The sequence below is a fragment of the Geothrix sp. 21YS21S-4 genome, assembly GCF_030845995.1.
Taxonomy (GTDB): Bacteria; Acidobacteriota; Holophagae; order Holophagales; family Holophagaceae; genus Geothrix.
Map to the genome: position 1 here is coordinate 1423093 of NZ_CP132719.1, position 21107 is coordinate 1444199.

Sequence of the window (21107 nt, forward strand, 5' to 3'; positions counted from 1 at the left end):
GGCGTCTTGGCCGACAAGATGGGGACACGCCATCCGAGGATTCCGCTTTGAGCCCCCGTCCCATCGTCCCCCCCCACGTCCCGTCCCCGAGCCTCCTGCTGGTGGACGACGATCCCGTGCCCCGGGAGACGCTGTCCACGCTGCTGATGGGCGAGGGATTCAACGTGGTGACCGCCGCCACGGGCGAAGAGGCGGAGCGGCTGCTGCGGTCCGCCAAGCCCCCCTTCGACCTGGTGATCACCGATCTGGTAATGCCGGGCAAATCGGGGATGGACGTCCTGCGCGTGGCGCTCAACACCAATCCGAGCTGCACGGTCCTGCTGCTCACGGGCTTCGGCAGCGTGCGCGAGGCCACGGAGGCCATGGAGCTGGGCGCCTTCGACTTCGTCACCAAGCCGATGCAGATCGACCAGTTCCGCAACACGCTCCGCCGCCTCATGGAGCGCCGGGCCCTGGCCCACGAGCGCGACGAACTACGGGAGAAGGTGCGGGTCCTGACGGAGCGGGCCGAGCGCCTTGAGACGACTCTGGGCCGGATGGAGATCCTGGCGAACCGCATCACGCCCACGGAAGCCGCCGCCGAAAAGCCCGATCCCCTGGCGGACCTGGAGCGGCTGGCGGCGCTCAAGGCCAAGGGGCTCCTGTCGGACGAGGAGTTCGAGCAGGGAAAGCGGAATCTCCTGTCGCGATGGCTGGCATGAGGCTCCCGCCGGCCGCGGTCCTGCTTGTCGCCGCGCTCTCGCTGGCGGCGCAGCACGAGGCTCCCAAGGCCGCGCCCCCGGCCTCCAAGGGCCCCAAGCGGATGACGGATGCCGAGATCGGGGAACTGGCCAAGGAGGCCCTCCGGGCCGAGGATCCCGCGGCCATCCGCGGGCTGCTGGCGCGTCTCAAGGACCACACGTTCAAGTCCAGCAAGGTGCCCGAGCGCGAGCTGGTGCTCTACGCCCAGGGCATGCTGGAGGCCCGGCTGGGCAATCTCAGCGGAGCGGCGGTGGCGCTGCGGAAGCTGGAGCGCCAGTGGCCCAATTCCCCGTTCATGGGGGAGGCCCAGACGCTGCTGGCGGAGGAAGCCGTCGACCAGCGCCGCTTCAAGGAAGCCGAGGGTCGGCTCCACCGCGCCCTCGCGTCCGACATCCCCTCCGAGCGCAAGCGGAAGGCGCAGGAGCTGCTGCTGTGGACCCTCGCGGAGCAGGGCCGCCCCCGGGAAGGGCTGGCCATCGTCCAGTCGCTCCGGCCGCTGGAGGGGCAGGAGAAGCCCACGGAAAAGGGGTTGGTCGCCATCACCGAGATCCTCGCCCTTTCCGGAGAGCGGTCCCAGACCGAAGGCAGCCGCAACTCCTTCCGGAACCTCTATCCCAAGAGCCCCCTGGCCCCGCGCGTGGAACTGGCCTACGGGCAGATGCTGGGGCGCGCCGGGGACGCGAAGGCCGCAGCGGCCGTCCTGCAGAAGCTGATCAAGGATCACGGCGCCACGTCCCAGGCGGACGACGCCCGGCTGGCCCTGGCGAATCTCCTCACGGACGGCAGTCTTCCCGAGGCCAAGGACCTGCCGAGCGCCGAAGCCCTCCTCGCGGAGGTGCGCAAGGGCGGGCGCAAGGTGCCCCGCGGCCTGGGCCAGATCGTGGAACTGCGCGTCCTCACGGGAAAGCAGCAGTGGGAGGAGGCCCTGGACCTGGTGGACCGCCTCGATTCCGCCACCCAGGACGAGCCCGAGGTGAAGACGCTGTGGAAGGGCGCCTGGGGCGCGTGGGTGGCCCAGCGGCTGGAGAAGGGCTATGCCGGCGAACTGCTGGCGCGGCTGAAGCCCGGCACCTACGCGGCGCTGGAACCCAAGGCCCGCACCGGCGTGGCGGAACTGCTGGCTTCGGCCGGGCTGGTGGAGACGCTCCCCGCGCTGCTCGCGGAAGTGCCCGCGAAAGGCCGGCCGGCGCTGCGGAAGGCCGTCCTCGTCAAGCTGCAGCCGGAAGGCCATCCGGCGGCGGTGATCAAGCTGCTGCCGCCTCGGGGCGATTCGCCGGACGAGGCGCTGGCCCGGGCCCGCGCGGAGGCGGCCCAGGAGCATTGGCCCCAGTTGCGGGCGGCCCTGGGCGGAGCGCGATCCGGCGGAGAGCGGGTGAAGGCCGTGCTCCGGCTGCTGGAGCGTCCGTTGGCCTCCGGCGAGACCGGCGCCCAGCGGCTGAAGGAAGCCGAAGGCTGGCTGGCCCGCGCGCCCGAGAAGGGCGACACGCGGGAGCCCCTCGCCATCCTGGTGGCGGACCTGCGGTTCCGGAACGGCGATCCCAAGGGCGCCCTGGCCCTCTACCCCCCCAAGCCCGCCGCGGCGGACCAGCGGGGATGGGTGGCGCTCATGCGCGCCGAGTCGATGCTGAAGCTGGGGCAGCGGGAGGAGGCGAAGGCCCTGGTCCGCGGCGCCCGGGACGAGCAGGGCTTCAAGGGGCAGCGCGATGCCCTCGCCCGGAGTCTCGGCGCCTATTGAGGCGGTATCCTGGAGGATCCCCTCCGGAGAGACCGATGCGCCGCCCCCTGATCGCCCTCGCCCTGTCCCTGGTCGCCCTCTGCCTCCAGGCCAAGCCTCAGGTGAAGCTCACCACCACCCTCGGGACCATCGTGATGGAGCTGGAGCCGGACGCGGCGCCCAAGACGGTGGAGAACTTCCTCCGCTACGTGAAGAAGGGCCAGTACAAGGGCACCATCTTCCACCGCGTCATTCCGGGCTTCATGATCCAGGGCGGCGGGTACGTGGATTACCTCGGGAAGAAGCGGACGGACGCACCCATCCCCAATGAGGCCGACCGCGCCCTGGCCGCGGGGCTGAAGAACAAGCGCGGCACCGTGGCCATGGCCCGGACGCCGGACCCGCACAGCGCCGCCGCCGAGTTCTTCATCAACGTGGTGGACAACCCGGCCCTGGATTTCAAGGGCAAGGCCAACGACAAGACCTGGGGCTATTGCGTATTCGGGAAGGTCATCAAGGGCATGGACGTGGTGGACCGGATCAAGGCCGTGAAGACCAGCAACAAGCGGAGCGATTTCCTCAACCTGCCGGTGCAGGCGATCGTGATCACGGACGCCGCGCAGGTCCAATGACCGCGAGGGTTTCCGCGGGCGCGCCCAGCTTGCGGAGGCTCCGCTCCAGCCGCGCGCGGTAGCGGGGCCACAGGTCCTCGCCGCCGTTCGAGGGCTGGGGCTCGAACCGCGCGCGGTCCCAATCCAGCAGCAGGATGCCCCCGTCCGGCGGGAACAGGATGTTGGTGGCGTTCAGGTCCGGGGACCACAACCCCCAGTCGCACAGGGCCCCGATCGCCTGGCGGAGGACATCCGTCCGCGTCACGCCCACCTCCCAGTTCCGGGGCCAGCTGTCGCCTTCCGCCCAGCGGGTGAACATGACGCCCTCCACGCCGAAGCGGACGGGGCGCCAGGCATAGCCCAGGGGCTCGACGGTGGGGAAGCCCGCTTCCCACAGCCCGCGGTGGACGGCGTACTCCGCGGCGAAGCGGAGGTGGGTGCGGTAGGTGCGCTCGTTGATGTGGCGCAGCAGCCCGCCGCGGCGGTAGGGGCGCATGACGGTGTCGCCCGCGCGGAGGATTCCGCCCCGGCCGTGGGCGCCCTCCAGGGGAACCGCGTCGCCCACGGGCGGCATTCCCCCCGGGGTGCAGACGCGCCATCCGCCGCCCAGGCCGGGCAGCTCCAGATTGATGCGGCAACCGAGCGGGCGGAGGGACCTGCCGGGATCGTAGGGCCAGGAATCGGGGAGGGGAAGAATGATGTAGGGGTCGTGGATCATGGTGGGAACCAGCTTGGCGGACCCGGCCCGGGAAGGCAAAGCCCCCCTTGGGATCCAGAAGATCTGACGACCTCGAGAGGGCCTTTTTTCCCGCGCGCCCTTTCCCCGTTCCGGAGGAATTCCTCTCTTCCGGAGCATCTTTGGGAAGGCCGGAAACCGCTGCCCACCTCGTTCCAGGCAAGGCTCACCTGCCACCAAAATCCAGCACGGAACCAAGTGGCTTGAACTGGAAGGCATTCCCCCGGATTGCACAGCCGCTTCCCACAGCAGATGTGGAAATCGGAATCCGGCTCCCCCGGTAATGCGCTTTCCGCTTTCTCGATTTCTGCCTGCGCGCCGCGCTCCTCCCGCGATGGGCCCACTATCCTGGAGCGTGGACGAGTGCGCACCCCATTCCGTTTTCATTCCCGCCGAGGCCCTGGCCCGGCAGGCGCGGCTTGCGGCCGCCCTCGCCGCCATGGCGGCCCGGGGCGCGAGCCGGGAGCCCGCGCCGCTCCAGACGCTGCGGCGGATTTTGGCGGGAGAGGGCGAGGATCTCGCGGCCTGCGTGGCGGCGCTCGCCGCGGCGGAACTCGCCGAAGACGGGCTGGACCTGGCGAAGGCCGGGCGGCGAGATGGCGGCGACGCCGCCGCGGTGAAGGCCGCCGTCGCCGCGTTGGAATCCCCCGCCGCCAAGGCCCAGGCGCGGCGCGAAGCCCATTGGCAGTTGGACGGCCGGCGGACGTCCATCCGTCTGGCCTACGCCAAGGAGGCCCCGGCCCTCGATTTCGACGACGGCGATCTTCAGGCGCTGTTTCTCCGCGCCCTCCGCCTGGAGGGCTTCTCGCTGGCCCTGGACCTCGGGAAGCGCCCCCGTCCCCTGCTCCGGGTGGAACTCCCGCTGCCGGCGGGCGCGGGGGGACGGTGCGAGTGGATCGAACTCGTTCTCCGCGTCGATCCGCCCGGTTCGGCGCAGTCGTTCACGGCCCGGCTGAACGCCCGGTTGCCGGAGGGCCTGCGCGTCCACGGATGGGAACCGCATCCCGCCTATGCTTCTCCTCTCGGCGAGTTGGCGGAGGCGTTCCACTGGTCCTGGGTCTGTCCGCCGGAGCGGATGGAAGCGGTCCGCAGCCGCACGGAGGCCTTTCTCGCCGCGCCGGTCTGGCTGTGGGAAAAGGGAGGAAAGGTCGACGGCCGGAAACAGGCCAAGCAGGTGGACCTGCGTCCCCTGATGATCGGCCTCCGTTGGGAGGGGAACGTCCTTCTCACCACCACCCGGGCGGCGGAAGCCGACGCCGCCAATCCCTTGAAGTGGCACGCGGCCATCCTGGGCCTGGAGCCGGAGACGCTGTGGGGGCTGGTGCGGGTGTCCACGGACCTCAAGCCGGATCCGCGGCTGGCGCGGGCCGAGCGCTTCGAGCCCAAGCTGAAGAACATGTACGAGGACGCCGTGCTGCTCGCCGGGGGCTCGAACATCACCCTCGTGGACGAGGACGACGACGAGCCGATCCGCCTAGGCTGATCCCGCTTCCTTGCTGATGGACAGCAGCAGCCCGAGGCAGATGAGGCTGGCGATGAGGCTGTTGGGGCCGAAGGAAATGAAGGGCAGGGGGATACCCTTGTTGGGCGCCAGGGACAGGACCACGCTCATGTTCATCAGCGCCTGGACCACCAGCAGCAGCACGAAGCCCATGGCGCACAGCTTCAGGTAGGCGTCGCCCACGCGGCGGGCGATGCGGTAGCCGCGCCACAGGATGGCGATGAACAGGGCGAGGATCGCCACCGTGCCCACCAGTCCGGCCTCCTCGCCGATCACCGCGTAGATGAAGTCCGTGTGGGCCTCGGGCAGGAAGAACAGCTTCTGCTTCCCACCGCCGAGTCCCACGCCCATGAAGCCGCCGCTGCCCACGGCTACGAGGCTCTGGAGGGCCTGGTGGCCCTTGCCCAGGGGATCGGCGGCGGGATTGAGGAAGCTGGTCACGCGCGCCAGGCGGTAGGGCGACAGCACCACGAAGGCCGTGCCCAGGGCGCCGAGGATGGGGATCGCCACGGCGAAGATCCACTTGGGCGCCCCACCCAGGAACACGACCATCAGCGCGACGAACACGATGAGGAAGGTGGTCCCGAAATCCGGCTCCCGCAGGATCAGCGCGAGCGGCACGATCATGATTCCCGCGAGGCCCAGCAGCTTCGGCAGCGCGTCCCGCCGGTGGGACCACACCTCGCGGTGGCGCACCATCCAGCCGGCGGCGATCAGCACGGACAGCGGCTTGAACAGCTCCGACGGCTGGACGCTGAGAGGCCCGAGGCGGATCCAGCGGTGGGCGCCGTTGATCTTCGGTCCAAAGAAGAGCACCGACAGCAGCAGGACCACCAGGATCCCGTAGGCGATCTGCAGCGGGCGGGGATGGTCCTGGAGCGAAGCCAGGTCCACCTGGGAGAGGGCCAGCATGAACGCGATCCCGATCCCGCCGCCCACGAGCTGGCGGGTGAGGAAGGCGGTGGCCGCCGCGTGGTTCTGGGAGGCCTTGATGGCGGAGGCGGAGTAGATCCACACCATCCCCACCGCCACCAGCGTCAGGGCGAAGAGCACCAGCCAGCGGTCGACGGGGCGCCGCACGTCGGCGGGCATCTAGGAGTGCCTCCAAGTAATGGGTGGGGGCTGCACAGAGGTGCCAGCCGAGGGAGGCAAGGAAAGCGATGGAGGCTCCGGCTCCACGAGCCGCAGGCGAGTGGAAGGCACACACTGCGTGCCGTGAGCTGGAGGCCTTGGTGGACCCAAGGTCGAGGAGCTTGACGCAGCATCCCGACGGCTGCCACCTCTGCCCGAAGGGTTGATGGCAAAGGGCATCCATGCTGCGTCATCGGCCTTGAACGGTGACCCCTCACCGCCCTGCGCCCGCTTCCTTGCCTGAATGCCCTTTGCCATCAATGCAGCCCCTATCGATTACTTGGATGCGCTCCTAGATCAGCGCCAGATCGCGGCGGGCCGCGGATTCGAGTTCGAGAAGGGCCTGGTCCACCCAGGCGGCCTCGCGGGCCTCCACCATCAGGCGGAGCTTGGGTTCGGTGCCGGACCAGCGGACCACCTGGCGGACGCCGTCGCCCCACCGGGCGTCGATGGCGGCCATGGCGGAGCCGAGATCCGCGCAGGCCTCCACCGCTTTGCGGTCCTGGGCCTGGAGGTTGACCAGGCGCTGGGGCCAGGAGCGGAAGGTCCAGTCCCAGCGGCGATCCGCGGGGCGGTGCAGCAGGGCGCGGAGGATGGCGAGGCCCGCCGCGAGGCCGTCGCCGCTGGGTCCCACGCGCTTCTGGATGAGGTGGCCCGACGCTTCCGCGGCCAGATCCCATCCCCGTTTCGCCATCTCCCGCAGCAGGAACTTGTCGCCCACGGGCGTGCGGGCGAAGGCGACGCCCTTTTCCGCCAGTGCCTGGGGGAGTCCGCCGTTGGTCATCAGGGTGCCGACCACGCCCTCGGGCGCGTCCCCATGGGCCACGCGATCCTGGGCCAACAGCCACACCATCTGATCGCCATCCACGACCTGACCCTGGGCATCCACCATCAGGCAGCGGTCGCCGTCGCCGTCGAAGGCGATGCCCAGCTGCGCGCCGTCGGCCACCACGGCGGCGGCCAGGGCCTCCAGGTGCGTGGAGCCCACCCCCACGTTGATCCGGGGGCCATCGGCGGGGACGCCCAGCCAGCGGATTCGGCCTCCGCGGAACAGCCTGGGGGCCGCTTCGGCAGTGGCGCCATGGGCGCAGTCGATGACGGCGCGGAAGTCCTCCGGCAGATCGATTCCGACGAGGTGGGCCAGGTAGGGACCGAGGTCCAGGGGGCGAGGGGCGGCGGGTGTCGCTGTCACTGCCGGCGCGAGCTCGAACGCGGCTTCGATGGCCCGTTCCTGATCCTCTTCCAGCTTCTCGCCCAGTTCGTTGAAGCCCTTCAGCCCGTTGTCCGCGGGGGGATTGTGGCTGGCGGAGATCATCAGGCCCCAGGTGCGGGCGCCTTCCGCGCTCAGCCGCGCCACCGTCCAGGCCACGGCGGGCGTGGGTGCCATGCCCAGGGAGAGGATCTCGATCCCGTCGCCCACACCGCGGCGGAAGGCCTCTGCCAGGGGCTCCGAACTCGATCGGGGATCCCATCCCAGCACCAGGCGCTCCACGCCGGCTTCCCGGGCCACCCGCGCCCACGCGGAACCCCAGCGGACGACCTCGTCCAGCGTCAGGGGGGATTGCAGGGCGACGCCCCGGATGCCGTCGGTGCCGAAGTAACGAAGACTCATTCCGCCAGATTACCCCACCCGCGCCGGGGGCTCATCCGGTTGCTTGCCGGCGCCCTCAGGCCATGGCGTGGGTGCGGAAGATCCGGTAGCCCCAGTTTCGCGCCTCGGCGTGGGCTTCGGCCGTCAGGGTATCCCGCTGGAGCGGGGGCAGGCCGGGTGTTCCGGCGCGGACGGCGAGGAACCGCTTCCGGGAGATCCCGATGCAGAACCGGTCCGCGGGCCAATCCAGGGCCGCGGGCAGCTCCGGGAGGGCCTCCCACAGGGCGAGGTCCTCTAGGAACGTGGTCCCGAATCCGAACCCGGGGTCCAGAATGGCTCGATCGGGCGTCAGTCCCGCAGCCGCCAGGCGGTCCCGGAGCACCCGCAGTTCGCCGATGGCCGCTTCGGCGTCCCGGAGGCCTGGATCGTCGTAGGGGGGCATGTGGAAGCCCTCGCCCTGGGGGCGGCTCCGCATGGCGATGAGGCCGCAGCCGGCGTCAGCGGCCAAGCGCAGCATGGCCGGATCCGAAAAGCCGGTGACGTCGTTGATCACGGCCGCGCCCTCGCCGAGCCCCCGCTCTGCTGTGACCGCATGGCGGGTGTCGAGGCTGAGGGGAAGGTGGGGAAAGGCCCGGCAGAGTTCCGCCAGGACCGGCGCCAGCCGATTCCATTCGGTCTCCGGATCCACCGTTCGGGCGCCGGGACGGGTGCTTTCCGCGCCCAGGTCCAGCATGCGGGCGCCGGCCTCGATCAGGGCCCGGGCCTGGGCGAGGCCGGCGCCCGGAGCCTCGAACCGGCCGCCGTCGCTGAAAGAGTCGGGCGTCAGGTTGAGGATGCCCATGAAAAGGGGACCGTCCGTCAGGAGCGGTCCCCAGTCGAAAGCTTCAAAGCTCACGCGGGCTTGAGGGCGGGGTTGAGCCCCGTGTCCGGAGCGTGCCCCTCCACCGTGGCGGGAGCGGTGGGGCGGCCGGCCTTGGGAGGCGGTAGGGTGCCGCCCTTCAGCAGGATGTCCACGTCGGACCCGTCGAGGGTCTCCCGCACCAGCAGCGCTTCGGCGATGGCCACCAGCTGATGGCGGTGGGCCTCGATGGCCTCCTTCGCGCGGCGGTAGTTGCGGAGGACGAAGTCCTGGACTTCGCTGTCGATGAGGCGGGAGGTCTCTTCGGAGATCTCGCGGCGCTGGGTGAAGTCGCGGCCCAGGAAGATCTCGTGCTGGCCGCCGCCGAAGTTCAGCGGGCCCAGCTTGTCGCTCATGCCGAACTCCGTGACCATCGACTTGGCCATGTCCGTGGCCTGCTGGATGTCGTTGGCGGCCCCGGTGCTGAGCTGGTTGAAGAAGATCTCCTCGGCGATGCGCCCGCCCATGGCGATGGCGATCCGGCTCTCCATGTAGGCCCGCGTGGTGTTGTAGCGGTCCTTGAGCGGCAGCTGCCAGGTGACGCCCAGGGCGCGGCCGCGGGGAATGATGGTCACCTTGTGGAGGGGGTCGCTGTCGGGCAGGACGGCGGCCACGACCGTATGGCCGGCCTCGTGGTAGGCGGTGATCCGCTTGTCCTCTTCGGTCATCACGAGGCTGCGGCGCTCGCTCCCCATGTAGACCTTGTCCTTGGCCTCCTCGAAGTCGATCATCTCGACCCATTTCTTGTTCCCGCGGGCGGCGGTGAGGGCGGCCTCGTTGCAGAGGTTGGCCAGATCCGCGCCGGCGAAACCAGGCGTCCCGCGGGCGATCACATCCAGCTCCACGTCGGGGCTGAGGGGGATCTTGTCCGTGGTGTGGACCTTCAGGATCTCGTGGCGGCCCTTCACGTCGGGGCGGTCCACCACCACGCGCCGGTCGAAGCGGCCGGGGCGGAGCAGGGCGGGATCGAGCACGTCGGGACGGTTCGTGGCGGCGATGAGGATGACGCCCTCGTTGCCCTCGAAGCCGTCCATCTCCACCAGGAGCTGGTTGAGGGTCTGTTCGCGCTCGTCGTGGCCGCCGCCCAGGCCGGCGCCGCGGTGGCGGCCGACGGCGTCGATCTCATCGATGAACACGATGCAGGGGGCGCTCTTCTTCGCCTGCTCGAACAGGTCGCGGACGCGGCTGGCGCCCACGCCGACGAACATCTCCACGAAGTCGGAGCCGGAAATGGAGAAGAACTGGACCTTCGCTTCGCCGGCGATGGCGCGGGCGAGGAGGGTCTTGCCGGTCCCGGGAGGGCCCATCAGCAGCACGCCCTTGGGGATCTTGCCGCCCAGCTTCACGAACTTGGCGGGGTCCTTCAGGAATTCCACGATCTCGCGCAGCTCCTCCTTGGCCTCGTCACAGCCGGCCACCTCGGCGAAGGTGATCCGCTTGGCGCTGCTGGACAGCCCCTTGGCGCGGGCCTTGCCGAAGCTGAGGGCCTTGTTGCCGCCCATCTGGGCCTGGCGCATGAACACGAACCACAGCACCACGAAGACGAGCAGCGGCGCCCAGAACATCAGGACGTAGGCGAAATTGTTCTCGCTGGGCTTGGCGGCCTTGAACTCCTCCAGCTGGCCTTCGGTCTTCCAGCTGAGGATGACCTTGCCCAGGTCCTGCATGGGAGGCGCCACCGTCCGGAACTTCTCGATCGTCTCGCCGGTCTTGGCGTTCTTTTCCGGCTGCTTGTAGGTGCCTTCGACGTCGAAGCCCGACAGCGTCACGGATTTGTACTTGCCCTCCACACCTTCCGTATAGAAGGTCGAGAAGGGAATCTCGATCTGGCGACTGTTCTGGGGGATCTGGCGGAAGGCCAAAACCAGGAGGGCGATGATGCCCAGCCAGACCAGAACGCTCTTCATCATGGAATTCAAAGGGGGACTCCTTGGGGCGCTAGCCCACGGTGGCCCTCCAGTGTACTAGCCCCGGGAAGGCGGCGGGTCCTGTCTTAGATGCACATACTCGCCATTCGGTTCGGGGTTTAGACAGAAATGTCCCCAGGACGCCCTTTTCCGCCCCCGATTCACCCGCTCCGCGAGCCAGGGGGCCAGTCCCCGGAGGAGGGCCGCTTCCCTTTGCCAGCCGAGCTTTCGGAAGGCGGTATCCAGCGTCCAGCGCAGGTCGCGCTCGCTCCAGGGCTCCCGCCGGAGGGCGACGGCTTCCTCCGTTACGGACCAGCGGGTGCCCTCCCATCCCGCCACCAGCGCCTGGGCCAGTTGTTCCGCCTCCTCCGCCTGGCGGTGCGTTTCCACCAGGTGGCGGTCCAGTTCGGGCGCCTCCCGCCGGATCTCCTCCAGCAGGGGCCGCCAGCGGTTTCGCGGGGTGAAGGGCTCGGCGTTGGTGGCGTCCTCCTGCCAGGGCACGCGGTGGGCCGTCAGGTAGGCGCGCAGCTCCGCCCGACGGAGTTCCGCCAGAGGCGACCAGCGGAGGCCCTGGCGCGGCGCCAACGGATGGAGGCAGCCCAGGCCGCCGCCCCGGGCCAGGCGCAGGAAGACGGTTTCCGTGTGGTCGTCCAGGGTGTGGCCCGTGGCCACGGCGCAGGCGCCCTCCCGTTCGGCCTCCTGCCGGAACCAGCCCCAGCGCAGCTCCCGGGCGGCCATCTCCAGCCCGATGCCCCGCTCTGCCGCGTGGGCCTGCACGCCGAGGGAGGCCTCCGCCAGATCCAGATCGAGGGCGCGGCAGAGTCCGCGGACGGCCTCCGCATCGGCGGGGGATTCGGGCCGGAGGCCGTGGTCCGCGTGGAGCACCGCCAGATCCAGCCCCAGGCTCTTCCGCAGCGACCATAGGAGCACCAGGAGCGCCACCGAATCTCCTCCGCCGGAACAGGCCACCAGCACCCGCCCGCCCACGCCATCGCCGCGGCGGCGGATCTGGGCGAGGAGATCGGCTTCGAGGCGGTTCACCTCAGGGCCTTTCGAGAGCGGCCACCAGCTCAAGGAGGGCCCCGGGCACGGGCCGGTCGCACCACAGGGCCTCGGCCCAGTCGCACATCCGGAGCGAGCCCCAGTGCATGGCGCGGCCCTCCACGCCCCGGCGGAAGGCCGGATGGGCGATGCGCGTGGCGGGCTGGGAGGGGTCGGGGGCGAACTGGCTGCCGAAGGCGTCGAGGGCGGCCATCCGCCGTTCCCAGGTCGCGGTGACGTCCACCAGGAGGTCGGGGCGGCCGGGGTTCTCGCCGCCCACCCAGGCTAGGGCCTCGGGCCGCCAGGGCTCGCCGTCGCAGGGATAGTTCTTCAGCCCGGCGCAGTAGGCCGCTTCGCGAGCCAGCCGATGGGCGCGCCGATGGTCGGGATGCCGGTCCTCGGGGGCCGGCAGGATCATCACCCGCGGCCGCAGGCGCCGGATCTCCGCCATCAGCCGCACGCGGTAGGTGCCCTCCTCGGTGAAGCGGCCATCGGGGAAGTCCATGACCCAGCGTGAGACGCCGAGGATGGCCGCCGCCTTCTCCGCTTCGCTCCGCCGGGTCTCCGGCGTGCCGCGCGTGCCCAGGTCACCGCTGGTGAGATCCAGGATGCCGGCTTTCATCCCCCGGTCCGAGGCCAGGGCGAGGAGGCCGCCGACGTGCACTTCCACGTCGTCGGGATGGGCGCCGAGGGCGAGGATGTCGAGGCCGGAAGTCATGGTTCCTCCACCAGGATCACGGTCGCCGCGCCGTCCATGCGGGCGAGGATGGTGTCGAGCAGGGCGCCGTTCCGCAGCCAGGGCACGCCGGGCATCACCCGTTCCTGGGGCGCGCCGAAGGGGAAGAGGGCTTGCCGCAGCCGCTCGGGATCGCCCCCCACGGCTGCTTCCGCGGCCCGCCGGTGCAGCCGCTGGTCCAGCTTCGCCAGCCGCTGGCGCGTGCGGGCGAGCTCCTGCCGGAACCGGCCCTGGAGCGAGGCGGGCCACGCGGGATCGGGCGCGGCCTCGGGAAGGGTCTCCGTCGGGAAGGTTCCCGTCCAGGAGGCAAGCCGGTCCCAGGCGCCCAGCCGAAGCGCGTCGAGCTGGCCCGGCGCCGCGTGGAACCCCTTGGGCACCACGAACACGCTGGGGCGGGGAAGGATCTCCGGCGCGGACAGCCCCACCACGTCCCACAGGGGCTCGCACAGGCGCCAGTAGGCCCGCTCGGAAGGCCCCAGCACCACCGCCACCACAGGCAGGAGCAGGGACTGCATCAGCGGCCGAAGGGCGGCGCCGGGGCTCAGCCACTGTCCCTTGGGCAGAGGCATCCCGCGCTCCAGCCGCTGGCGGCGGCCCGTCGCCGGATCGAGGGAGAACCACGCGGCCTGGACCCGGGGATCCAACGGCAGCGGGGCGCGGAGCGCCTCCAGCGCCACCGCCTGGCGGATCAGGCAGGCTTCCAGATCCAGGGCCCGCCAGCGCTCCAATTCGGACTGGATGGCGCCGCGCACCGCGGGATCGGTGGGGGAGAAGGGGCGCAGCCCGCGGTCCCACAGTGGACGGCCCAAGGCGAGAGCATGTCCCCGCAGCGTGGGTTCGGCAGGTGGAGGCAAGGGACCCCACAGGCCCTCGGCTTCGGCCTGGTGCCCGGGGGTCCAGGGGAGCCAGCCGGTGGCGGTGCCGAGGCGGGCGTCGAACCGGAAGCGGTGGCGAGCCAGGCGGCCGTCGCGCAGGCCCACCACCGACGCCACCTCCGCGCGGTCGTGGTCCTCGTCCGCCAGCCAGTAGACGGCCTGCGCTCCCCGGCGCCGGGCTTCCGCCAGGGCGGCGAGGGCCTTGGCGACGGACAGCGCCGGGCTCCAGCCGGCGCCGATCTGCTGGCCGGTGGCGATGACGGGAAGGGGTGCGGGAGGAGGGGCCGTCATGGGCGCCCTCCGGCGGGGGCTGGGGGTGGGGTCCATCCGCGCGGGGGCGTCGTACGCATGGGCCCCAGCCTACCCGATCTGCCATGCTCGACGGGATGGAGCCCCTGGAGCCCTGGATCCCGCCGGTCGTTCCGGACCTGGCCGCCCTCGCCATGCAAGCCGCGGACGAGGCGGGTGCGGCCTCTTTGCGAAGTTGGCCCCAGGTGGAAAAGGGCGGCGTGGGGTTCGAGAACCTGCCTCCTTTCCTGTGCTGGCGCGGCCGCGATGAATCGGGTTGGCACCTCGTTCTCCTCCAGCCCCGCGAGCTGGGCGCGCTGATTCCCGGCGCCCGCACGGCCTCCCTGCCGCCGAATTGGCTGGCCAAGCTGGATCTCGACGCCCTGGCCCGCCCGCTGGCGCTACATCCCGATTTCCCGGGCGGCGCCTCCGTCCATGTGGTCCACGTCCCGGAGCCCGGCCGCGCCGACGTCCGGACCTTCGGAAAGCCGGCTCCCGATCTCGTCGCCGGCGTCCTGACCCGCACCACGCATCTGTCCACCTGGAACCTGGCCGATTGACCGATAGACCGGCCGCGGAGCGCCCATGCTGAGCCTCGATCTGTCCACCCTGAAGGAAGCCGCCATGGCCGTGGCCCTGGGCCTGATGATGGGCCTGGAGCGGGAGCGCAGCGGATTCGAGCGGAGCCTGGCCAGCCGGGAGGAAGCCGCCCGGCGCGAATCCGATCGACTGGAGGAGAGCCGCGGCAGCCTGGGCGCGCGGACCTTCGCGCTGCTGACGCTGTTGGGGTGGCTGTCCGTCAAGGTGGGCGGCTCGGGATTGGCGCTCCCCATCGCGGTCCAGGCCTTCGCGGCCCTCCTGATCGGACTTTTCTACTACCACGGCAGCACCGTGGCGAGCCGCGGCCTCACCACGGAGATCGCCGCCCTGGCCGCGCCGCTGCTGGGAATGCTCCTCATCCGGGACGCGCTCCTGGCGGTGGCCGTCACGGTCATCGTCACCCTGCTGCTCCTCTCTAAGCCCTGGTTCCGGGCGTGGATCCCCCGGCTGAACCGCGAGGATCTGAACGCCGCCATGCAGTTGCTGCTGGTGTTCGCCATCCTCCTGCCGATGCTGCCGTCGCGAGCGCTGGATCCTTGGGGCGTGCTGTCCCCACAGAAGGTCGGCTGGATGGTGGCCCTGGTGGCCGCCACGGATTTCGGAGGCTACGCCATGAACCGCACGCTGGGCGCCCGCCGCGGCGCGGTGATGGCGGGCATCGTGGGCGGGATGGTGAGTTCCACGGTGGTGGCCATCTCCCTCTCCCGCCAGGTGAAGGAGGATCCGTCCCTCCGCGGGCCGGGGCAGGTGGCGGTGATGCTGGCCTGCGCGGTGATGGGGATGCGCGTCGTGTTGCTGGCGGGGGTGGTGGGCGGCGCGACCCTCCTGCGCCCCCTCTTCGTGCCCATGGCCGCCATGGTGGGCTCGCTCCTGGTGGCGGCCTGGTGGATTCTGCGGACGGACGCCACGCCGGAGGCCGAGGCCGATCCCGTGCCCGTGCGGAATCCCTTTCATCTGAAGCGGGCTTTGGCCTGGGGCTTGGCATTGGCGGCGATGCTGCTGGTGTCCGCCGCGGCCCGCACGGAATTCGGGGACCGCGGGCTGATGATCGCCGCCGCGCTGTCCGGCGTGGCGTCGGAGACGGCCATCACCCTGGCCGTGAGCAGCCAGGTGAAGACCGTGGGCCTTCCGGCGGCCACCGCCGTCCTGGCCATCGTGCTGGCCATCGGCGCCAGCACCCTCGCCAAGGCGGGGTTCGCCTGGATCTCCGGCGGACGCGCCTTCGGCCTGCGCCTGACGGCCGTGCTCGCCGTCTCCTTCGCCGTCACGCTGGCGGCGGCGCTCATTCCGTTCTAGATAACGCCCTACTTGCCGCGGTTGCTCATCCGCGTGTGGGCGACGCCGCTCTTGCCCTGGGGCTTGGTGGAAGCCTTGACCGCGGGCTTGGGCGAGGAGGCCGGCTTGGGTTTGGCGCCCGATGCGGCGCCTCCCACCGGCTTGTCCGTCGCCTGGATGCTCTTCAGGAGATCGGCGGGGACGAGGGGCTTGGTCATGGGGGGACTCCTGGAGCGAGTCTACCCCACGAAAGCCCCGCCGGACGGGAGCGGATGTGACGATGACTGGGGAGCCGTCGGTTAAGCTGGACGTGGCCAGGGGCTGGTCAGACCACCGATGGGGAGCACGGGAGCGATGGCGTTGGACGGGACAGCTGCGGCTGCGGAGCGGGCCTTCGAGGCCTGGAAGGAGTCCTCCCGCCTGGAGCGCCGTCGCCTCATCGACGCCTGGCTGGAGCAGGTCGGGGCCGTCCGCGAGGAACTGGCGCGCCTGCTCGTCCAAGAGATCGGAAAGCCCATCACCCTGGCCCGCGCCGAAGTGGCGCGGGCGGAAGCCACTTTGCGCGCCACGGCGGAGGTGGTGGCGGCGTTCGGAGAGCAGGCCGTTCCCTACGACCTGATGGCTGGAGCCGAAGGGTGCCGCGCAGTCCTGCGGCGGTTTCCCGTGGGGCCCGTCCTCGCCATCACGCCCTTCAATTTTCCGGTGAACCTGGCGATCCACAAACTAGCGCCCGCCCTCGCGGCCGGGTGCAGCGCCCTGTGGAAGCCCTCGCCCCAGGCGCCGGAGACCTCGCGCCTGCTGTGGGAGAGCTTCGAGGCCGCGCGCCTCGCCGTGGCGGCGCCAGTCCATCTGCTCCAGCTGCTGGGCACGGATCCCGCGGCGGCGGAGGAACTGGCCCGGGACCCGCGCATCGCGGCGGTGAGCTTCACCGGCTCCGAGCGGGTGGGCCGCTACCTGGAGCGGGCCCTCGCCGGCAAGCGCCTGCTGCTGGAGCTGGGCGGCAACGGGGCCGTGGTGGTGGACGAGGGCGTGGACGCCGGGGCGGTAGCCCGCCAGCTCGCGCCCGCCGCCGTCGCCGGAGCCGGCCAGAGCTGCTCCAAGGCCCAGCGGATCTACGTGCATCGCGCCCTGTGGGACGCCTTCGCCCCGGCCTTCGTCGCCGCGGTGGAAGCCCTGCCCGTGGGCGATCCCCTCGATCCCGCCACGGTGGTGGGACCGCTGATCGACGAAGCCGCCGCCCGGCGGGTGGACGAGAGCGTGGACCGCGCCGTGGCCGCGGGAGCCCGCGTCCTGCTGCGGGGGGAGCGGGCGGGGGCCCTGCTGCCCCCGGTCGTCCTCACGGGCGTTCCCGAGACCGATCCGCTCCAGTGCGAAGAGGTCTTCGCGCCGGTGGCGGTGCTGACGCCCGTGGACACCTTCGCCGACGGCCTCGCGAGGGCCGCCGACACGCGCTTCGGACTGCGGGCCAGCGCCTACAGCCGGGACCAGCGGCACCTGCGGCTGGCCGCGTCCACGTTTCGCGCAGGGGGCGTCCTGCTCAACCTTCCGCCCACGTTCCGGCTGGACGCCGCGCCCTTCGGCGGCGTCCAGGCCAGCGGAAACGGGTTCGAGGGGCCGGGGTGGGCCATGGAGGGCTTCACCGAAGGGCGCCTCATCGTGGAAGGCCCCGCCCTGTGATTCTCTTTCCGGAGTGCTGACCATGGTTCGCGCGCTGCCCTTCCGTCCCGGGGACCTGGTCGTGGCCCTGCTCCAGTCGCCCCGCGAGCGGCTGTGGGGGCGGCTTCTGGATCTGGACGCCAGCGGCTTCGCCCTCCGGGGCGTGGACCTCTCCCCCTGGGAGGAGATCCTGACCCTCGTGCGCACCGGCGAAGCGGACCAGGTGGCCCTGGCCACCCGGTTCATCCCCATGCACCGCCTCGAAACCCTCTACCTCGACGAGCCCAGTTCCGGCGCCCCCAGCCTCTCGGAGACCTTCCGGGAGCGCACGGGCCGGGAAGCCGTGGATTTCCTCGGCGAGCCCCCTTCGTCCACCCCCCCGTCCGACTCCAGGAGGAATCCATGACCCACGCCAACCACGCGAACTGGATGGAGCGCTTCCGCGCCCGCGCCAAGGAACTCCAGCGCCACATCGTCCTGCCCGAGGGCCGGGACGACCGCACGCTCCAGGCCGCCCAGCTCCTGCTCGACCAGGGCCTGTGCCGCCTCACCATCCTCGGCGATCCCGCGGACATGGTGGCTCGTGGCGCGAGCCTGGGCCTTTCCCTGAAGGGCGCGGAGATGGTGGATCCCGCCGCCAGTCCCCTCCTCCAGGAGCTGGCCGGCGCCTACTATGAGCGCCGCAAGGCCAAGGGCGTCAGCGAGGCTCAGGCGCTCGAAGCCGTCCACAATCCCCTGTGGTTCGGCGCGATGCTGGTGCAGAACGGCCACTGCGACGGGATGGTGGCGGGCGCCCTCAACACCACCGCCGAGACCGTGCGGGCCTGCCTTCAGGCCATCGGCGCCGCCAAGGGCATCAAGACCGTCTCCAGCTTCTTCCTGATGATCCACCCCGACGCGGCCTTCGGCGAGCAGGGCGCCGTCCTGTTCTCCGACTGCGCGGTGGTGCCCGATCCCACCCCCGAGCAGCTGGCCGACATCGCCCTGGCCGCCGCCGGGAACGCCCGCAGCGTCATGGGCGTGGAGCCCCGCGTGGCGCTCCTGAACTTCTCCACCCGCGGCTCCGCCGAGCACCCCCGCGTGGACAAGGTGCGCGCAGCCCTCGCCATCCTGAAGGAGAAGGCCCCCGACCTCGCCGTGGATGGCGAGCTCCAGGCCGACGCCGCCCTCGTGCCCTCCGTGGGCCAGCGCAAGGCCCCGGGTTCCGCCGTGGCCGGCCGGGCCAACGTCCTCGTCTTCCCCGATCTGGACGCCGGCAACATCTCCTACAAGATCGCGGAGCGCATGGGCGGCTGCGCCGCCATCGGGCCCTTCCTCCAGGGCCTGGCCAGGCCCGCGAACGACCTGAGCCGGGGCTGCAGCGCTCAGGACATCGCCGATACGGTGGTCCTCACGGCCCTTCAGTGAAGCGCGTCGCTTTCTTCATCTCCGGTACCGGCGGCAACGCCCTGAACCTGCTCAGGGCGTGCCGCGAGGGCCGCGTCCCCGCGCTGCCCGTGCTGGGCCTCGCGTCCACCGCGAAGGCCGCGGGCGTGGCGCGGCTGGAGGCGGAGGGGTTGCCGACCGTCGTCGTGGCGCGGAAGGACTTCGATTCGGACGAGGCCTTCTCCGACGCCTGCTACCGGGCGGCGGAGGCGGCGGGCGCGGAGGTCATCTGCCTCTGCGGCTGGCTGAAGAAGCTGGCGGTGCCGGCCCGCTGGGAAGGGCGGATCCTCAACATCCATCCGGGACCGCTCCCCCAGTTCGGCGGCCCTGGCATGTACGGAATGCACGTCCACCGGGCGGTGCTGGCCGCGGGCGAAGGTGAGTCGGGAGCCACGGTCCATGTGGTGGACGGCGAGTACGACCGGGGCCGCATCCTGGATGCCGAAGCCGTGCCCGTCCTTCCCGGCGACACGCCGGAGGATCTCCAGAAACGTGTCTACGCGGCGGAGATGGCGCTGTACCCGAGGGCTCTGGCGGCCTACCTTAAACTGTCGGAATGATTCCCCTCCTCACTGCCGACGAGATGCGGGCCGCGGAACGCCGCGCCATCGAGCGGTGGGGAATTTCATCCCTGGTGCTCCAGGAGCACGCCGCTCTGGGTGCCCTGGCCCTCCTTCCGCCGGGCGAACCCATCCATGTGCTGGCGGGGCCGGGGAACAACGGCGGCGATGCGCTCGCATTGGCGCGGCTGGCCCGTCTCCAGGGAAGGCAGGTCTCCGTGTGGGGTCTCACCGGCTCCTCCGGATGGAAGGGTGACGCCGCCCTCCAGGCCCGGCTGTGGAAAGGGCTCGGCGGTACGGTGGAAGCGCCGTCGGAACCCCTCGAAGTCGTAAAAGGTTGGCGGGGCTGGGTCGTGGACGGCCTCTTCGGCTTGGGCGCGCGGCCCCTGGAAGGAATCGCGGCGGCCTGGGCGCGGGCGGTGAATGACAGCGGCCTGCCGGTGCTGGCCCTCGACCTGCCTTCCGGCCTGGATCCCTCGTCGGCGGATGTGAGCGGCGAGGTGATGCGGGCCACGCGTACCGCCTGTTTCGGGGCTTTCAAAATCTGCCACGGCCTGCTGCCCGCCCGGCTGCTGTGCGGCGAGATCACGCGGGTGGCGCTCCCGCTGGACGCCGAACCTGCGGGGCGGATCCGCCTCCTGGAGCGGCCAACCCTTCCGGCCCGCGCCTGGAACTCGCACAAGGGCACCTTCGGCCACGTGGCCATCCGCGCGGGGAGCGAAGGGATGAGCGGCGCGGCGGTCCTGGCCGCCCTCGGCGCCCTTCGGGTGGGCGCCGGGCTCGTCACCGTGCTGTCGGAACCGGAAGTCCGCGCCGAGATCGCCGCCCAGGTGCCCGAGGCGATGGTGCGGGCCTGGCGCGGCGCGGTGCCCGCGGGAGCCGACGTCCTCCTGGTGGGGCCGGGTGGCATTCCCGTGGTGCCCGACTGGAGCGGTCCCCTGGTGGTGGACGCCTCCGCCCTTGGCGAAGGCGCGGGATCCCGATGGATGGCCCGCCCTGATACCGCCATCACCCCCCATCCCGGAGAATTCGCACGGCTGTTCGGCGCCCCGATTCCTGGAGGCACGGACGGTCGGCTGGCCCAGGCGCGTCGGGCGGGAGAAGGTCAGCCGGGCGTCCTCTTGCTCAAGGGCGCCCAGAGCGTCGTGGCGGGGGGGAACCTGGACGAACTGTGGATCAATTCCACCGGCCATCCCGGCCTCGCCACGGGCGGCAGCGGGGACCTGCTCGCCGGGATGGTGGCGGGGTTCCGGGCCCAGGGGCTGTCCATGCGGGAGGCTGTCGCCGCGGCGGTCTGGTTCCACGGCGCCGCGGCGGACCGGCTGCCGGGGGCGGGGCTCCTTCCCCGGGACGTGGCGGATCGGTTGCCGGAGCTGCTCCGTGGCTGAGCGGTTCCTTCCGGACGACGCGGCCACGGAAGCGCTGGGCGAAAGCCTGGCGGCGCTCACGCCACCGGGCGGGACCTGGCTTCTCCGGGGGGAGTTGGGCGCGGGGAAGACCACCTGGACCCGCGGGTTCCTGAAGGGGCTGGGGGGCGATCCCGACGATGTGGCGTCGCCCACCTATGCCGTCCTCCACCGCTACCCGCATCCCGGCGGTCGGCTTTTCCACCTCGATCTCTATCGCCCCGGCCCTTCCGGAGCCTGGTCCCTCGGCCTTGAAGAGACCCTGGAAGGTTCGGATCGCCTGGTTGTGGAATGGGCGGGCGCAGAAGGGCCGTGGCCCACGGACTGGGTGGCGGAATTGGCTCTGACGCCGCAGGCCGGGGGCCGGCGCGCGGAATGGACACTGCCTGTCCGAGGGGAAGGGCGATGATGGAGG

21 protein-coding genes are annotated in these 21107 nt (G+C 71.2%); 12 read left to right on the forward strand and 9 right to left on the reverse strand.

Annotation, left to right across the window (positions count from 1 at the left end):
- The first annotated feature begins 47 nt into the window (after positions 1-47).
- From RAH39_RS06455 to RAH39_RS06465, 3 genes are read left to right on the forward strand one after another with little or no spacing between them, the layout of a single operon-like run.
- The gene (locus RAH39_RS06455) at positions 48-701 is read left to right on the forward strand and encodes a response regulator (RefSeq protein WP_306591989.1); all 654 of its coding nucleotides are present in this window, start codon (positions 48-50) and stop codon (positions 699-701) included.
- Positions 698-2476 (forward strand): tetratricopeptide repeat protein, encoded by a 1779-nt coding sequence (locus RAH39_RS06460; protein WP_306591990.1) that lies wholly within the window; start codon positions 698-700, stop codon positions 2474-2476. Before RAH39_RS06455 ends, RAH39_RS06460 begins: the two co-directional genes overlap by 4 nt.
- A 35-nt stretch (positions 2477-2511) precedes the next feature.
- The gene (locus tag RAH39_RS06465; RefSeq protein WP_306591991.1) at positions 2512-3087 is read left to right on the forward strand and encodes a peptidylprolyl isomerase; all 576 of its coding nucleotides are present in this window, start codon (positions 2512-2514) and stop codon (positions 3085-3087) included.
- Here the strand turns inward: RAH39_RS06465 and RAH39_RS06470 are convergent.
- Complete coding sequence (locus RAH39_RS06470; protein WP_306591992.1) at positions 3062-3784, reverse strand: protein kinase family protein; 723 nt, start codon at positions 3782-3784, stop codon at positions 3062-3064. The two genes, RAH39_RS06465 and RAH39_RS06470, sit on opposite strands and share 26 nt — an antisense overlap.
- Before the next feature lie 373 nt (positions 3785-4157).
- Here RAH39_RS06470 and RAH39_RS06475 point away from each other — a divergent pair, with 373 nt between their 5' ends.
- Positions 4158-5285, forward strand: a complete 1128-nt coding sequence (locus RAH39_RS06475; protein ID WP_306591993.1) for a TIGR03936 family radical SAM-associated protein — start codon at positions 4158-4160, stop codon at positions 5283-5285.
- Here RAH39_RS06475 and ftsW read toward each other — a convergent pair.
- The 7 genes from ftsW to bshC form a co-directional block, all read right to left on the reverse strand.
- Positions 5277-6395 (reverse strand): putative lipid II flippase FtsW, encoded by a 1119-nt coding sequence (gene ftsW, locus RAH39_RS06480; protein ID WP_306591994.1) that lies wholly within the window; start codon positions 6393-6395, stop codon positions 5277-5279. The genes RAH39_RS06475 and ftsW overlap by 9 nt on opposite strands.
- 331 nt (positions 6396-6726) lie before the next feature.
- Positions 6727-8046 (reverse strand): phosphohexomutase domain-containing protein, encoded by a 1320-nt coding sequence (gene glmM, locus RAH39_RS06485; RefSeq protein ID WP_306591995.1) that lies wholly within the window; start codon positions 8044-8046, stop codon positions 6727-6729.
- Positions 8047-8101: 55 nt separating this feature from the next.
- Positions 8102-8920 carry a dihydropteroate synthase gene (folP, locus tag RAH39_RS06490; protein WP_306591996.1) on the reverse strand — a complete coding sequence of 273 codons (819 nt, stop codon included), beginning with the start codon at positions 8918-8920 and terminating at the stop codon, positions 8102-8104.
- Positions 8917-10830: an ATP-dependent zinc metalloprotease FtsH gene (gene ftsH, locus RAH39_RS06495; RefSeq protein WP_306591997.1), complete on the reverse strand. Its 1914-nt coding sequence runs from the start codon at positions 10828-10830 to the stop codon at positions 8917-8919. The genes folP and ftsH overlap by 4 nt, the downstream gene beginning before the upstream one ends.
- A gap of 57 nt (positions 10831-10887) precedes the next feature.
- Positions 10888-11871, reverse strand: coding sequence for a tRNA lysidine(34) synthetase TilS (gene tilS / locus RAH39_RS06500; protein WP_306591998.1), 984 nt, complete (start codon positions 11869-11871; stop codon positions 10888-10890).
- Between the two features lies 1 nt (position 11872).
- Positions 11873-12589 carry a bacillithiol biosynthesis deacetylase BshB1 gene (bshB1, locus tag RAH39_RS06505; RefSeq protein WP_306591999.1) on the reverse strand — a complete coding sequence of 239 codons (717 nt, stop codon included), beginning with the start codon at positions 12587-12589 and terminating at the stop codon, positions 11873-11875.
- On the reverse strand, positions 12586-13773 hold the full coding sequence (gene bshC, locus RAH39_RS06510; RefSeq protein ID WP_306592000.1) for a bacillithiol biosynthesis protein BshC: 1188 nt from the start codon (positions 13771-13773) through the stop codon (positions 12586-12588). Before bshC ends, bshB1 begins: the two co-directional genes overlap by 4 nt.
- Positions 13774-13856: 83 nt before the next feature.
- Between bshC and RAH39_RS06515 the strand changes: the two genes are divergently transcribed.
- The gene (locus tag RAH39_RS06515) at positions 13857-14330 is read left to right on the forward strand and encodes a hypothetical protein (protein WP_306592001.1); all 474 of its coding nucleotides are present in this window, start codon (positions 13857-13859) and stop codon (positions 14328-14330) included.
- A gap of 25 nt (positions 14331-14355) precedes the next feature.
- Positions 14356-15666 carry an MgtC/SapB family protein gene (locus RAH39_RS06520; RefSeq protein ID WP_306592002.1) on the forward strand — a complete coding sequence of 437 codons (1311 nt, stop codon included), beginning with the start codon at positions 14356-14358 and terminating at the stop codon, positions 15664-15666.
- An 8-nt stretch (positions 15667-15674) separates the two neighbouring features.
- Here RAH39_RS06520 and RAH39_RS06525 read toward each other — a convergent pair whose 3' ends face one another.
- A complete protein-coding gene (locus RAH39_RS06525) occupies positions 15675-15863 on the reverse strand; it encodes a hypothetical protein (protein ID WP_306592003.1) in 189 nt (62 codons plus the stop codon).
- A gap of 136 nt (positions 15864-15999) precedes the next feature.
- On the opposite strand from RAH39_RS06525, the gene RAH39_RS06530 reads away from it, so the two are divergent.
- The 6 genes from RAH39_RS06530 to tsaE are packed head-to-tail and all read left to right on the forward strand — an operon-like array spanning position 16000 to position 21101.
- Positions 16000-17322 (forward strand): aldehyde dehydrogenase family protein, encoded by a 1323-nt coding sequence (locus tag RAH39_RS06530; RefSeq protein WP_306592004.1) that lies wholly within the window; start codon positions 16000-16002, stop codon positions 17320-17322.
- Between the two features lie 22 nt (positions 17323-17344).
- Positions 17345-17707 (forward strand): hypothetical protein, encoded by a 363-nt coding sequence (locus RAH39_RS06535; protein ID WP_306592005.1) that lies wholly within the window; start codon positions 17345-17347, stop codon positions 17705-17707.
- On the forward strand, positions 17704-18708 hold the full coding sequence (gene pta, locus RAH39_RS06540; RefSeq protein WP_306592006.1) for a phosphate acetyltransferase: 1005 nt from the start codon (positions 17704-17706) through the stop codon (positions 18706-18708). The genes RAH39_RS06535 and pta overlap by 4 nt, the downstream gene beginning before the upstream one ends.
- On the forward strand, positions 18705-19286 hold the full coding sequence (locus RAH39_RS06545; RefSeq protein ID WP_306592007.1) for a phosphoribosylglycinamide formyltransferase: 582 nt from the start codon (positions 18705-18707) through the stop codon (positions 19284-19286). The genes pta and RAH39_RS06545 overlap by 4 nt, the downstream gene beginning before the upstream one ends.
- The gene (locus RAH39_RS06550) at positions 19283-20674 is read left to right on the forward strand and encodes an NAD(P)H-hydrate dehydratase (protein ID WP_306592008.1); all 1392 of its coding nucleotides are present in this window, start codon (positions 19283-19285) and stop codon (positions 20672-20674) included. Before RAH39_RS06545 ends, RAH39_RS06550 begins: the two co-directional genes overlap by 4 nt.
- Positions 20667-21101, forward strand: coding sequence for a tRNA (adenosine(37)-N6)-threonylcarbamoyltransferase complex ATPase subunit type 1 TsaE (gene tsaE, locus RAH39_RS06555; protein WP_306592009.1), 435 nt, complete (start codon positions 20667-20669; stop codon positions 21099-21101). Before RAH39_RS06550 ends, tsaE begins: the two co-directional genes overlap by 8 nt.
- Positions 21102-21107 lie beyond the last annotated feature (6 nt).

Excerpts from the sequence above, each read along its gene's own strand:
- RAH39_RS06460 (WP_306591990.1), top strand. The coding sequence starts at position 698 with ATGAGGCTCCCGCCGGCCGCGGTCCTGCTTGTCGCCGCGCTCTCGCTG.
- RAH39_RS06465 (WP_306591991.1), top strand. The coding sequence starts at position 2,512 with ATGCGCCGCCCCCTGATCGCCCTCGCCCTGTCCCTGGTCGCCCTCTGC.
- RAH39_RS06470 (WP_306591992.1), bottom strand. The coding sequence starts at position 3,784 with ATGATCCACGACCCCTACATCATTCTTCCCCTCCCCGATTCCTGGCCC.
- ftsW (WP_306591994.1), bottom strand. The coding sequence starts at position 6,395 with ATGCCCGCCGACGTGCGGCGCCCCGTCGACCGCTGGCTGGTGCTCTTC.
- glmM (WP_306591995.1), bottom strand. The coding sequence starts at position 8,046 with ATGAGTCTTCGTTACTTCGGCACCGACGGCATCCGGGGCGTCGCCCTG.
- ftsH (WP_306591997.1), bottom strand. The coding sequence starts at position 10,830 with ATGAAGAGCGTTCTGGTCTGGCTGGGCATCATCGCCCTCCTGGTTTTG.
- bshB1 (WP_306591999.1), bottom strand. The coding sequence starts at position 12,589 with ATGACTTCCGGCCTCGACATCCTCGCCCTCGGCGCCCATCCCGACGAC.
- bshC (WP_306592000.1), bottom strand. The coding sequence starts at position 13,773 with ATGACGGCCCCTCCTCCCGCACCCCTTCCCGTCATCGCCACCGGCCAG.
- RAH39_RS06515 (WP_306592001.1), top strand. The coding sequence starts at position 13,857 with ATGCTCGACGGGATGGAGCCCCTGGAGCCCTGGATCCCGCCGGTCGTT.
- RAH39_RS06520 (WP_306592002.1), top strand. The coding sequence starts at position 14,356 with ATGCTGAGCCTCGATCTGTCCACCCTGAAGGAAGCCGCCATGGCCGTG.
- RAH39_RS06525 (WP_306592003.1), bottom strand. The coding sequence starts at position 15,863 with ATGACCAAGCCCCTCGTCCCCGCCGATCTCCTGAAGAGCATCCAGGCG.
- RAH39_RS06530 (WP_306592004.1), top strand. The coding sequence starts at position 16,000 with ATGGCGTTGGACGGGACAGCTGCGGCTGCGGAGCGGGCCTTCGAGGCC.
- RAH39_RS06535 (WP_306592005.1), top strand. The coding sequence starts at position 17,345 with ATGGTTCGCGCGCTGCCCTTCCGTCCCGGGGACCTGGTCGTGGCCCTG.
- pta (WP_306592006.1), top strand. The coding sequence starts at position 17,704 with ATGACCCACGCCAACCACGCGAACTGGATGGAGCGCTTCCGCGCCCGC.
- RAH39_RS06550 (WP_306592008.1), top strand. The coding sequence starts at position 19,283 with ATGATTCCCCTCCTCACTGCCGACGAGATGCGGGCCGCGGAACGCCGC.